The sequence below is a fragment of the Methylobacterium sp. 88A genome, from assembly GCF_000376345.1.
Taxonomy (GTDB): domain Bacteria; phylum Pseudomonadota; class Alphaproteobacteria; order Rhizobiales; family Beijerinckiaceae; genus Methylobacterium; species Methylobacterium bullatum.
In genome coordinates this window covers 4,027,075-4,038,728 of record NZ_AQVT01000001.1, presented here as the reverse complement: position 1 = coordinate 4,038,728, position 11,654 = coordinate 4,027,075, and the positions used below count along the sequence as shown (strand labels likewise).

General features: G+C 65.4%; 9 protein-coding genes. 2 read left to right on the top strand and 7 right to left on the bottom strand.

The window, feature by feature from the left end; translation table 11 throughout:
* Positions 1 to 181 precede the first annotated feature (181 nt).
* On the top strand, positions 182 to 1,225 hold the full coding sequence (locus A3OM_RS24350; RefSeq protein ID WP_018045425.1) for an acyltransferase: 1,044 nt from the start codon (positions 182 to 184) through the stop codon (positions 1,223 to 1,225).
* A 237-nt stretch (positions 1,226 to 1,462) separates the two neighbouring features.
* Here A3OM_RS24350 and A3OM_RS0119295 read toward each other — a convergent pair whose 3' ends face one another.
* Positions 1,463 to 2,530: a spore photoproduct lyase family protein gene (locus A3OM_RS0119295; RefSeq protein ID WP_018045424.1), complete on the bottom strand. Its 1,068-nt coding sequence runs from the start codon at positions 2,528 to 2,530 to the stop codon at positions 1,463 to 1,465.
* Between the two features lie 238 nt (positions 2,531 to 2,768).
* Here A3OM_RS0119295 and A3OM_RS25930 point away from each other — a divergent pair, with 238 nt between their 5' ends.
* Positions 2,769 to 2,915, top strand: a complete 147-nt coding sequence (locus tag A3OM_RS25930) for a hypothetical protein (RefSeq protein WP_157196508.1) — start codon at positions 2,769 to 2,771, stop codon at positions 2,913 to 2,915.
* 175 nt (positions 2,916 to 3,090) lie between these two features.
* Here A3OM_RS25930 and A3OM_RS0119285 read toward each other — a convergent pair whose 3' ends face one another.
* From A3OM_RS0119285 to map, 6 genes are all read right to left on the bottom strand, one after another.
* Complete coding sequence (locus A3OM_RS0119285) at positions 3,091 to 5,718, bottom strand: EAL domain-containing protein (protein ID WP_245257808.1); 2,628 nt, start codon at positions 5,716 to 5,718, stop codon at positions 3,091 to 3,093.
* A 443-nt stretch (positions 5,719 to 6,161) separates the two neighbouring features.
* The gene (locus A3OM_RS25420; RefSeq protein WP_081612751.1) at positions 6,162 to 6,413 is read right to left on the bottom strand and encodes a hypothetical protein; all 252 of its coding nucleotides are present in this window, start codon (positions 6,411 to 6,413) and stop codon (positions 6,162 to 6,164) included.
* A gap of 426 nt (positions 6,414 to 6,839) precedes the next feature.
* Positions 6,840 to 8,621: an ABC transporter ATP-binding protein gene (locus tag A3OM_RS0119280; RefSeq protein ID WP_018045421.1), complete on the bottom strand. Its 1,782-nt coding sequence runs from the start codon at positions 8,619 to 8,621 to the stop codon at positions 6,840 to 6,842.
* Entirely contained in the window at positions 8,615 to 9,328 is a 714-nt protein-coding gene (fhuF, locus tag A3OM_RS0119275; protein WP_018045420.1) for a siderophore-iron reductase FhuF, read from the bottom strand. The genes A3OM_RS0119280 and fhuF overlap by 7 nt, the downstream gene beginning before the upstream one ends.
* Positions 9,325 to 10,563: an MFS transporter gene (locus A3OM_RS0119270; RefSeq protein ID WP_018045419.1), complete on the bottom strand. Its 1,239-nt coding sequence runs from the start codon at positions 10,561 to 10,563 to the stop codon at positions 9,325 to 9,327. The genes fhuF and A3OM_RS0119270 overlap by 4 nt, the downstream gene beginning before the upstream one ends.
* A 334-nt stretch (positions 10,564 to 10,897) precedes the next feature.
* Positions 10,898 to 11,650 (bottom strand): type I methionyl aminopeptidase, encoded by a 753-nt coding sequence (gene map, locus A3OM_RS0119265; protein WP_018045418.1) that lies wholly within the window; start codon positions 11,648 to 11,650, stop codon positions 10,898 to 10,900.
* Positions 11,651 to 11,654 lie beyond the last annotated feature (4 nt).

Sequence of the window (11,654 nt, the reverse complement as noted above, 5' to 3'; positions counted from 1 at the left end):
TCGAATGCCCGACCTGGCGGGGCCACTGTCGCTCAAGACGGACGTAGTCCCGATGCGCACTTCCTCGCGGAGCCCAAGGCCGCGATGATACGGGTGGTGCGCTCCCGATCAATACAGTCGATTGCAACACTCTGGATAGCGTCGAACGCCCGCTCATATCATCGTATGTGGAAACAATCTGATGATATACAATATCCACTCCTTGAGGGCGGTCGCAGCCTATCTCGTCGTCTGCTTCCACTGCCAAGTCTTGCTGTTCGGCCATCTCAAATATTCGATGGGCTCCTGGGGGGTCGATATCTTCTTCGTCATCAGCGGGTTCGTGATGGCCTACACCACCGACGGCCGGATCGCGCCACCATATCAATTCCTCATGAAACGGCTGGTTCGCGTCGTTCCGCTGTACTGGTTCATGACGATGGCCGTCTTTCTCGCAGCCCTCTCGACGCCCTTCCTGTTTCGCAGCATCGATGACGGGCTGGGCCATCTGCTCATGTCATTGGCGTTCATCCCCTTCGAGAAGTCGAACGGCCTGATACAGCCTATCCTGTTCCTTGGATGGACGCTCAACTACGAGATGTTCTTCTATTGTCTCTTTTTTCTGGGTCTGTACATTTATCCGGAAATAAACCGGTACATTTATGTCAGCCTCGTCATCGTGGCCCTCGTGATGATCGGGCTGCTGCTTCGGCCGGAAAATGCGCTGGGCCGATTCTATACGAATGCTATTATCCTTGAATTCGCTGCGGGCATGTGGATTTGCTATGTTGTCCGCCGCATCACTATTCCGGCTGGTCTTCTCAACGTCTCGATGATCGGCGCCTTGGGCCTCGCCAGTTTCGGTCTGTTGCTGGCGGCAGAATTTCTCTGGCCGACAGCACCTCGCTTCGTCGCACTCGGCCTGCCCGCGGCCTCACTCGTCACTGCCGCAGTGTTGCTGGAAGCCAACGGCATCAGTTCGAGAACCGCCTTTGCCGTGGAGCAGGGAGACAGTAGCTATGCGCTGTACCTCACGCACTTCCTGTCTTATCAAGTATGTGAGAAAGTATTGTTTAAATTCTTTGATCCTCAGAATTTCTCTCTGAGGATGGTCGCATTCGTCGGCGCAGTCGTACTCGCCGGACTCGTTGCCTGGATCATGCATCGTCGGATCGAGGTTCCTTTGACCCAATGCGTCAGAGGCTTGTTCAGTGGCCTGAAGCGCCCGTCTCACGCTAGTCCATAGATATTTTCCGAAATATCCGATGTCATTCTGATTATTTGATAATATAATTTTATTATGCTAGGTGAAAGCCAATATACAAATTAAAAATAACCGGATACGCAATTTATAATCCTCAGGATCTATTTGTTCCGTCATCCTCCGGCAACTTGTGCGCCCACGCGGTCGCTGATGTTCGCGAGACCATCGAGGCGGTCCGAGCACGGGGGCTCCACGTCCCGCCCTACGGTCGCGACCTGCTCAGAAGGCGTAGCGAACGTGGCAATAGGGCATCAGCTCGGCCAGATGATCCTTGAGGCGCGCGATCCATCGGCCCTTCCAGCCGGTTCGATAGCGCAGGTTGTCGCCTCCTCCCTGCGACCGTTTCCCCTCCTGGATATCGGGCCGCCAGAGCAGGTCTTCCGCGCGGGGATGCCAGTTCAGGTTGACCGCGTGGAGATCCGCATTGTGCGTGAGCAGGATGATCTCGGCCTTGAGCTGTGCCTTGGCCGCCGGGCCGATCCGCTCGTCTATGGCGGTGAACAGGTCGCGCCAATCGGCCTCCCAGCCTTCGTAGAGGATGACCGGCGAGAAGTTCACGTGGACTTCGAAACCGGCCGCCACGAAATCGTCGATGGCGGCGATGCGCTCATGCATCGGGGCCGTGCGCACATCGACGACCTTGGCGATCCGCTCCGGCATCAGCGAGAAGCGGATACGGGTCTTGCCCCGGGGATCATAGGTGAGCAGTTCCCGGTTCACGGCCTTCGTGGCGAAGGAGGCCTTGGCGTTGGGGAGATCGCGGAACAGCCCGACCATGTCGCGCACGTTGTCCGACAGGGTCGCGTCCACGGACAGATCGCCATTCTCGCCGAGATCGTAGACCCAATGGGCCGCATCCACCGTATCGGGCTCCGGTAGCGGCCCCTGGCGTGCGGCGTGGCGGGTGATCGCGGCGCAAACTTGCTCGATGTTCACGAAGAGGGAGATCGGATTGGCGAAGCCCTTGCGCCGGGGGACGTAGCAGTAAGCGCAGGCCATCGCGCAGCCATTCGAGGTCGAGGGCGCGATGAAGTGGGCGCTGCGCCCGTTCGGCCGCATCGTCAGGCCCTTCTTCACGCCGAGCACCAAGGTCGAGCGTTTGATCCGCAGCCAATCCTCCGCGGAACCTGCGTTTCCGTGCAGGTTCGGGATGTTCCAATGCGACGGGACCTCGATCCGCTCGGCGTGGGGAAAGCGGTCGAGGATCGCGAGCCCGCGCGCGAAATCCGCCACGGCGGGCTCGTGGTAGATCGTGCGGATATCCAGGATGTCGCGGGAAAGGGCCATGCGGTGTCCAGCGGCGCGCCGTTGCACCTCGGCCGGATAGATAGGGCGGTGAGCGCCGGAGAGGATGACGTTCCGGCCGGGGCGCGGCTCCGCGGACACGTCGTTAACAGGAAGTTACCGTCCGCCCCTTTGTGGCGGCACCGAAACATGCGCTCAAGGCGCTTGCGCTCGGCTCCCGTCGCAGGAGGTGAAACCATTGCCTTGGCTACCGCGTATTCCAGGCATGGTCAGTTTCGACATGCTCATCGATGATCTGGAACGAGAGAAGCAGGCGCTCGTGCAGGACACGGCACGCCGTGGACCTGCGTCCTATGCCGTCATCGATATGCTGATCGCGCTCGACCTGAAGATCTTCGCCTTGAGAACGCTGAGCGAGGACCGCTGAATCCGGCCCGGACAGGACCGGGTCGCTCGTCTCGATGTCGTCGAAACCACCGGATTCTGCCTGCGGCATCGAAGGGTCCGAGCGCCTCGGACGGCGCCGGGTCGCATCCCGCAGGCGGGGGAGTTCGTGTTCCGGGGCGAGCGCCGGTCGTCGGGTTTGCCGCTCGTGGAGCCTGTCAGGCCGCGGCGGCGTCCTTTTTGGCAAAGGCGAACTTGTACGCGTCTGCGGCGGGTAACGGCTCGCTCAGGAGGTAGCCTTGGGCTTCCGTGCAGCCTTCGCGACGGACGCGAGTCAGCTGCGCCTCGTCCTCGATGCCCTCCGCCGTGATGCTCGCCCCCAGCCGTTCGCCGAGTCCGACGATGGCGCGCACGATGGCGGCCGTGTCGGCATCGGCGATCTCACGAATGAACGAACGGTCGATCTTGATCTTGTCGAAGGGAAACCGCCGCAGGTAGCTGAGCGACGAGTAGCCGGTGCCGAAATCGTCCAGGGCGATGCGGACCCCGAATGCGCGAAGCCGGTGGAGACAGGCGGTCACGCTTTCCACGTCACCGATCAGCACGCTCTCGGTGATCTCCAGCTCCAGACGGTTCGGCGGCAGGCCGGAAGCGGCCAGAGCCGATATCACGCAATGTTCCAGGCCGGGCTCCGCGAATTGCACCGCCGAGACGTTGACCGCGACCCGCAGATCGCCCGGCCAGGTCGCCGCTTCCCGGCAGGCTTCCTGCAAGGCCCATGTCCCGAGGGGAACGACGAGGCCGGTCTCGTCGGCCAATGGAATGAAATCGGCGGGCGAGACGATGCCTCTCACGGGGTGGTGCCAGCGCATCAGGGCCTCGAACCCGCTGGCGGTGTCGGTGGCAAGGTCGATGATCGGCTGATAATGCAGTTCGAACTCGCCGCGCCGCACGGCTTCGCGCATGTCGAGTTCGAGGACGTTTCGCGCGGCGATCGCCGCATCCATGGCGGGTTCGCAGAAGCGGAACGTGCCCCGGCCGGCCGCTTTCGCGCGGCCGAGGGCGATGTCGGCGTTCTTCAGCAACTGGTCCGGGTCCCCGCCGTCCTGAGGCCCGACGGCGATGCCGATGCTGACGCCGATGCTGACCGAACGACCGTCGAGATCGAAGGGCAGCTTCAGCGCCTCGATGACCTGCTGCGCCGCGGCACTGGCATTCTGGGGTTGGTCGAGTCCCCTCAGCACGATGGCGAACTCGTCGCCGCCGAGCCGGGCGACGGTGTCCCCCTCGTGAACGGTCGCCGTCAGGCGCTCTGCGACCTGGCGCAGCAGGCTGTCTCCCGTCGGGTGACCGAGGCTGTCGTTGATCGCTTTGAAGCGGTCCAGATCGCAGGCGAGAACCGCGAAGATGTGCCCGCGCCGTTCGACATTGTCCATTTCCCGGCCGAGTCTGTCGCGGAACAGCACGCGATTGGGCAAGCCGGTCAAGACATCGTGCAACGCCAGATGCTCCAGCTGCTGCTCCGCATGCTTGCGCCTTCCGATGTCGATATGCGTCCCGACGATGCGCAAGGGAAGGCCTTCCGCATCGCGCGTCACCACCTTGCCGCGCGACAGGACCCAGCCGTAGGGTCCGGCCTTCGTCCGCATCCGGAGCTCGCATTCGAAAACCGCCGTCCGTCCGTCGATATGGTCCGTCAGGAGCCGCCGGGCCGTCGCGACATCGTCGGGATGCGCCAGCTGTTCCAAGATGCGCATATGTCCGTCGATCTCGCCCGGTTCGTAGCCGAGCATGGTCTGCCAACGGTCCGAGAACCAGACGTTGCCCGTGGGGATGTCCCAATCCCAGAGGCCGTCGCTGCCGCTGTCCAGGGCGAAAGCCAGCCGTTCCTCGCTGGACCGTAACGCCGTTTCGGCGGCCTTGCGGTCGGTGACGTCGCGAAGCGACGACACGTAGCCGATGGGCTCGGACGCGCCCGGAAGGCGCGTCACCTCGAGGCACGCCTCGATCCACACCCATGATCCGTCCCGCCGACGATGGCGCTGGGTCCTGATGGCCGCTTCGATCCGTCCCGCCACGAGATCGGCGAGCACGTGCTCGAGGTCGGCGACATCGTCCGGATGGATGAAATCGAGGGGCCGAGTGCCGATGATGTCCTCCGGGCGATAGCCGAGGACGGCCATCGAGGCAGGCGACACATACCGGCGGATCGTATCGAGATCGGACCAGATGATGACGTCGGTGGTGTTCTCGGCCAGGAGCCTGTAGGCGGCTTCGCTTTCGCGCAAGGCGTGATCGGCCCGGCGCATACGGTCGACGAACAGGGCGAGCGCCGCGAAACCGAGAATCGTGAGCATGATCGCGGCAATGCCCGCGGCGAGCGCGAAACGCGGCAGACTCGATGCCGTGTCGGGCGCGGCCATGTTCGGAATCAGCTCGGCTGCGCCCATGGCGACGAAATGCACGCCCGCGATGGACACCGTCAGAAGCATCGCCGCCACGGCTGTCGCGTATCGGAGCGTGTCACGCGCGAAGATGACGAAGGCGATGGCGGTAAGCGACCAGCCGACGAGCAGCGCGGTCACGAGGAGCGGCAAGTTCATTGATTGGACGACGGCGAACCGGATACTCGCCATCCCTGCGAGATGCATCCCCGTCATGCTCATGCCCAGGATCACCGCGGCCGCTACGGCCACCACGGGTGAGGCGCACCACCGGGACAAGGTGAGCGCCGCCATGGAACCGAGGATGCCGACGAGAAGCGAGACGAGGGTGAGTTTCAGATCATAGGCGATCGCGATGCCGGGATCGTAGCCGAGCATCCCGATGAAGTGGGTGCTCCACATCCCGGAACCGGCCGAGAAACCAGCCGCGAACAGCCAGGCCCATGCCTCGAAGCCCCGGCTCCGAAAAACGTGGCGAGCGAGCCGCAGGGCAGTATGGCACGATACCCAGCATACCAGCGCCGCAAGCGGCAGGACCCACCAATGATGCTGCTCGGTCATGCACAAAAAGGCACGATACATCCTACGACAGCCTTTCGCCACCTTAGGGGCGACACTGCCGAAGTGTGGTTTAACAAAATCGGAATTTTGGCCGCAAAATAGAATATAGCTCTATTTGAGGAGTGGATTGCTTCAATGGAGCCTGCTCTTCGTGCCTCGGCGCCGATCCGTTCCCATACCGATTGTTGATGATGGGCCATGCACGGTGACCCTCGCCGTGTAAGGCGGCGGACAATCTGCCTTGATGCGCGCGCATCGCCCGCCTCTCGGAGGGGGCGGACCGGCTACTTCCATCCGCCCCCGGGCAGGCGGCCGTGATAGGGCGTGTTGCGGCAATGGCCCCACGGCCCGCGCCAGTAACCGGGCGGGCAGCCATTGCCGGCCCGTGCCTGATACCACCCGCCCGGAAGGCGGCCGACATAGGGTGTCGAGCGGCAATGCCCCCATGGGCCACGCCACGCTCCGGGGCCGCAGCCGCCCGCGACACGCAGCACGGGTGCCTCGCTCTCGGGGGCTGGGGCGATGGGAAAGGCCATCGCCGGCAGCGATGCCAGGCTACAGATGACGACCATGGCGGCAAGGCGTGGCTTCACATGCTGATCCTCTCATGACGAGGGAATTACACATGGGCGCGTCACGTTCGGCAACCAACATCATGAGCGGCGGTTAGCGAAATCTATCGACAACCTACGCATTCATTGATGAATGTCGCTAGGGCGTGCGCGAAGACGCTGGGCGCCTCCTGTCGCGGGTCGCGAATTCCGCTGAAACCCGCATCGCTCAGGGCGTCCATTTCCCGCCAGCCATCCCGCATCGCGGGCGCGCCGCCGATGGCGACGCGATCGTGGCCGCCCCTTCAGGTCACCAAGCCCATGCGGCCATTGCCGCGCATGACTTCTTCCCATCCCATCCCAGTCTTCACCGAGGGAGACGGTGCGGTTCGAGCGCGCCGGCCATTCGGATCACGGCGTAGCGCGCTCCAGAACGCCATTCCGGGCGGCCATCCGCACCCGGTCCGCCGCATCGTCGGCCTGGGCGAATTGCGCGTTGTAAAGGCGCCGGTAGGCCCCGTCCGCCGAAAGGAGCGCCTCGTGCCGTCCCTGCTCCACGATGCCCTCCGAGCCGACCACGACGATCCGGTCCGCCTTGCGGATGGTGGCGAGCCGGTGGGCGATGACGAGGGTGGTGCGGCCCTCGGAGAGTTCCACGAGGGAGCCCTGGATCGCCTGTTCGGTCTCGCTGTCGAGGGCCGAGGTGGCCTCGTCCAGGATCAGGATCGGCGGGTTCTTGAGAAACACGCGGGCGATGGCGAGGCGCTGTTTCTGGCCGCCCGAGAGCTTCACGCCGCGTTCGCCGACGACGGTGTCGAGGCCGTTGGGCAGGCCCTCGATCAGGGCGGTGAGCTTGGCCCGCTCCGCGGCCTGCGCGATCTGCGCCTCGGTGGCGTCGAGCCGGCCATAGGCGATGTTCTCGCGGATCGTGCCCGCGAACAGGAAGACGTCCTGCTGCACGATGCCGATCTGCCGGCGCAGTGAGGCGAGGGTGAGGTCGCGGATGTCGATGCCGTCGATGGTGATGCGCCCGCTCTCCACCTCGTAGAAGCGCGGAATGAGGGAGCACAACGTCGTCTTGCCGGCCCCGGACGGGCCGACGAAGGCGACGGTCTCGCCGGCGGCGATGTCGAGATCGAGCCCCGACAGGACGGGCCGGCCGGCGGTGTAGCCGAAACTCACGGCCTCGAAGCGGATGTCGCCCTTCAGCGCCGGCACGGAGACGGCGCCGGGGCGGTCGACGATGTCGGGCTCGGTGGCGAGCAGCTCGGCGTAGCGCCGGAAGCCCGCGACCCCCTTCGGGTAGGTCTCCACGACGGCACCGATCTTCTCGAGCGGCCTGTAGAAGACGCCCACCAGCAGCAGGAACCCGATGAACCCACCGGGCGAGAGCTCGCCACGCACGACGAAGGCCGCGCCGCCCAGCAGCACGACGATCTGGACGAGCCGCATGCCGAGATAATTGATCGACAGGCTGGCGGCCATGATCCGGTAGGCTTCGAGCTTGGTCTCGCGGTATTTCCGGTTGTCGGAGGCGAACAGGCGCCGCTCGTGCGGCTCGTTGGCGAAGGCCTGCACCACGCGGATCCCGCCGACATTCTCCTCGATGCGGGCGTTGAAGGCGGCGACCCGGCCGTATTGCGTCTGCCAGTTGCGCGTCATGCGACCGCCGTAGCGGAGGGTGACGAAGGCGATCACTGGCAGGATCGCGGCGGTCAGGAAGGCCAGCGGCGGGTGGACGTAGACCATCAGCGCGAAGGCGCCGATGAGCGTCATCACCGCGATGAAGAGGTCCTCCGGCCCGTGATGGGCGACCTCGCCGATCTCCTCCAGGTCCTTGGTGACGCGGGCGACGAGGTGGCCGGTCTTCTGGTTGTCGAAATAGCGGAACGAGAGCTTCTGCAGATGATCGAAGGCACGGCGACGCATCTCGGTCTCGATATTGATGCCGAGCACGTGCCCCCAATAGGTCACCACCACCATGAGGCCGGCATTGGCCACGTAGATCACCCCGAGGCCGAGGGCGGCGAGCACGATCAACTGCCAATCCTGGCGCGGCAGCAGCACATCGACGAAGGCCTTCACGGCCATCGGGAAGCCGAGTTCGAGCAGGCCCGACAGGACGGCGCATCCGAAATCGACGAGGAACAGGGTCCGGTGCGGGCGGTAATAAGCGAGGAAGTCCTTCAGCATGATGCTTTCGTCAGGTGATCGACGGGGCAGAGGGCACCGCAGGAGGGGACGCCCGGTATGCGGTAGCGCATACAGCAAACCCGCCGCCGCCGCTCCGCGCCGCCTCGGAAAGCCTGGGCCAGCGGGCAGCGGCCGAACGCATCGCCACCGCAACGGCCGAGGCACGCTTCGGCGCGGGAGGAGGCCGGCACCGCGTCGCGGCTCAACTCGCGCAGGGCGAAATCGGCGGTGACGCCGGCATTGCACCAGAGGACATGGCGGGAGAGACCGTAATGCGTCTGGCACAGGTCGAAGAACGGTCGCAGATGCCCCTCGATCAGGGGATCGAGCCCCGGCTCCGGGCCTCCGTTCCTGTCGTCCTCCTCCGCCACGATGAATCGCGAGACGATGCCGTTCTCGTCGAGTTCGAAGCCGACTCGGTCGAACCCGATCGGCAGGGCTCGGCCGAGGCGGCTGAGCGCGGTGAAGTAGGGGACGATCAGGGCAGGAAGGTAGTACTGCGTCCAGAGCGAGACCAAGGCGCGACGGTCGGCGGTCTCGAAGCCGTCGCCTGACGCCCTGCCGAACCCGTCCACCACCTCGTCGAAGGCCGCCTTGCTGGTGAGGATCGAGAGCGGCCGGGTTCCGGACCCGGACGGTGCCGTGGCGATCCGGCAGCCGAAGGCCGACAGTGACGGCGGAACCAGCGCGGCGAGTTGATCGATCATGCGCGCCCCTCCACCCGATCGGCATCGAGGGTCCGGCGGATCGTCGCGCGCAGGGCGGCAACGGCGACGGCGTAGAACAGGATCGCGATGCTGAAATAGGCCGGCCAGCCCACATGCGCCGCGAGCGCCGGCGCGGCGACGCGCAGGGGCATCGCGGCAAAGAACGCCGCTCCGAACAGGAGCGCGTAATCGGTGGCGGGACGAGGCCCCTGCGCCCAGCGATAGATCATGTTGAACACCGGCACTCCGAGCCCTCCGCCGCCGACGATGCCGAGGATCGTCGCGGCGATCGCGAGAGCCGCCGACCCGGTGGCGGCGCCGGCGATCATCACCCCGCCGCCGGCGATCACGCCCAGCGCGGAGACCGTGATGAGCCGCAGGGTCCCCACCCGTCGCACGAGGACGCCCGAGACCAGGGCCATGACGAGGTTGATGACAGGCGAGAGAGAACCGGTCACGAACCCGACCTCCCGCAACGGCACCCCAAGATCCAGCAGGGCGAGGTTGTTCAGACCCGAGAGGGCGAACATGGCCGCGAAATACAGGCCCAGGACCAGGATGCGCGGCGCCAGGACGCGCAGGCGTTCGAACGGGGCCGTCATGCGTTCCGCCGGACCGGCATCGCGGCGAAGCCGGATTTCCGGGTAGCGCAGCATGGGCAACAGGCAGAGGAGATTGAGACCGGTGATGCAGAGCACGGCGGCCTGCCAGCCGATCGTGTCGTAGTACCCGACCAGCAGGCCCGAGCCGGCGATTCCGCCCAGCGACGCTCCGGAGAGTTTGGCCGAGGCCACGAAGGGCCGCCGGTCCGCCGGCACCGTCTCGACCACCAAAGCTTCGAGGGCGATGTCCATGGTGGCGACGCAAAAGCAGGTCGCCACCGCGAGGCCGAGGAGGAGGCCGAGCGGCCACGCCTCGCCCAGGCTCAACACCAGCAGCAATGCGATGGTCGCGCCTTGCATCAGCGCGATCCAGCCGATGCGATGCGGCAGGCCGGGCAGGCGCAGCCTGTCGATGGCGACGGCCCAGAGAAACGTCAGGCCGACGGGCAAGTTGATGAGCTGCAGCAGGCCGATCTCGGCGAGCTCGACGCCGCGTGCCCGCAGGATCAGCGGGGCGCCGCTGGCGAGGAAGCCGAGCGTGGTCCCGAAGGTGATGTAGAGGCAGAAGAACGGCAGCAGGGGCCGCGCCCGGCGCCACACTCTGGACGCGCCGTCGAACCGGATGCTGCTCATGCGCTCCGCGCCGCCCGGCCCGGTTGCTCGTTGGGGATAGGCATGGACCCTGGGAACCATGCTCCCGCGCCGGTCACGCCGGCTCCTCCGAGACGGCGCTGTACCGGCCTCGACTGACGCGGCGACCGATCCGCGATCCGGCGCGCGACGTGACAGGGCCTCCCTTCGGACATCCGGAGCCTCCCTGTGTCTTGACGTGCGCGCAGTTTTTAAACAGTCTAATCTACTGTAAACATTGGCCTTTCGTTCGGATTATGACGTGCCCGCCCATCATGCAAGGTCCGTTTGGACGCAGTGCCGCCGGCCTTCGCTCCTCTCGCTCCGTATCCGGCTCCTATTGCCCCGGCATGGTGAGGATCAGCGGCCCGCTGCGCGAGGCGATGACCGTATGCTCGTATTGCACCGTGAGGGCCTTCGGCTGACTGTAGAGGGTCCAGGGGTCGTCGCCATCCGCGGCGAACTCGGCGCCGAGGGACAGGAACGGCTCGACGGTGAAGACCAGCCCCTCCTGCATGATCCGTCGCTCGGAGGCGTCGGGCCAGGTGGCGATCTCGGTCGGCTCCTCGTGCAATGACAGGCCCACGCCGTGGCTCGCGAGGTTGCGGACCAGGGTGTAGCCGTTCTTCCGCGCGAAGGCCCCGACGGCCCGTCCGATATCGGCCAGGGGCTTGCCGGTACCGACCTGGCGCAATCCCGTCCACATCGCCCGGCGCCCGTCCCTGCACAGTCGCTCCACCGCCCGCGTCACCGGCGGCACGGCGAAGGACGCGCCCGTATCGGCGAAGTAGCCGTCCTTCTCGGCGGACACGTCGATATTGACGAGATCGCCCGGATTGATCCTGCGGTCGCTGGGAATGCCGTGGGCGATCTCCTCGTTGACGCTGATGCAGGTGGCTCCGGGGAAGGCGTAGACGAGTTCCGGTGCCGGGCGAGCTCCGGCCGCCTCCATGATCCGCCGCCCGATCCCGTCGAGGTCGCGGGTGGTCATGCCGGGCTCGATGGCCTTGCCCATCGCCTCGAGGGTGTCGGCGACGATGCGCCCGATCCGCTTCAGGCCGGCCAGCTCGTCGTCGTTCGACACCGTCATGTCG

What these genes read in the sequence shown, in the direction of transcription:
- A3OM_RS24350 (WP_018045425.1), top strand. Translation starts at nt 182, where the DNA reads ATGATATACAATATCCACTCCTTGAGGGCGGTCGCAGCCTATCTCGTC.
- A3OM_RS0119295 (WP_018045424.1), bottom strand. Translation starts at nt 2,530, where the DNA reads ATGGCCCTTTCCCGCGACATCCTGGATATCCGCACGATCTACCACGAG.
- A3OM_RS25930 (WP_157196508.1), top strand. Translation starts at nt 2,769, where the DNA reads ATGCTCATCGATGATCTGGAACGAGAGAAGCAGGCGCTCGTGCAGGAC.
- A3OM_RS0119285 (WP_245257808.1), bottom strand. Translation starts at nt 5,718, where the DNA reads ATGTGGAGCACCCACTTCATCGGGATGCTCGGCTACGATCCCGGCATC.
- A3OM_RS25420 (WP_081612751.1), bottom strand. Translation starts at nt 6,413, where the DNA reads ATGGCCTTTCCCATCGCCCCAGCCCCCGAGAGCGAGGCACCCGTGCTG.
- A3OM_RS0119280 (WP_018045421.1), bottom strand. Translation starts at nt 8,621, where the DNA reads ATGCTGAAGGACTTCCTCGCTTATTACCGCCCGCACCGGACCCTGTTC.
- fhuF (WP_018045420.1), bottom strand. Translation starts at nt 9,328, where the DNA reads ATGATCGATCAACTCGCCGCGCTGGTTCCGCCGTCACTGTCGGCCTTC.
- A3OM_RS0119270 (WP_018045419.1), bottom strand. Translation starts at nt 10,563, where the DNA reads ATGAGCAGCATCCGGTTCGACGGCGCGTCCAGAGTGTGGCGCCGGGCG.
- map (WP_018045418.1), bottom strand. Translation starts at nt 11,650, where the DNA reads ATGACGGTGTCGAACGACGACGAGCTGGCCGGCCTGAAGCGGATCGGG.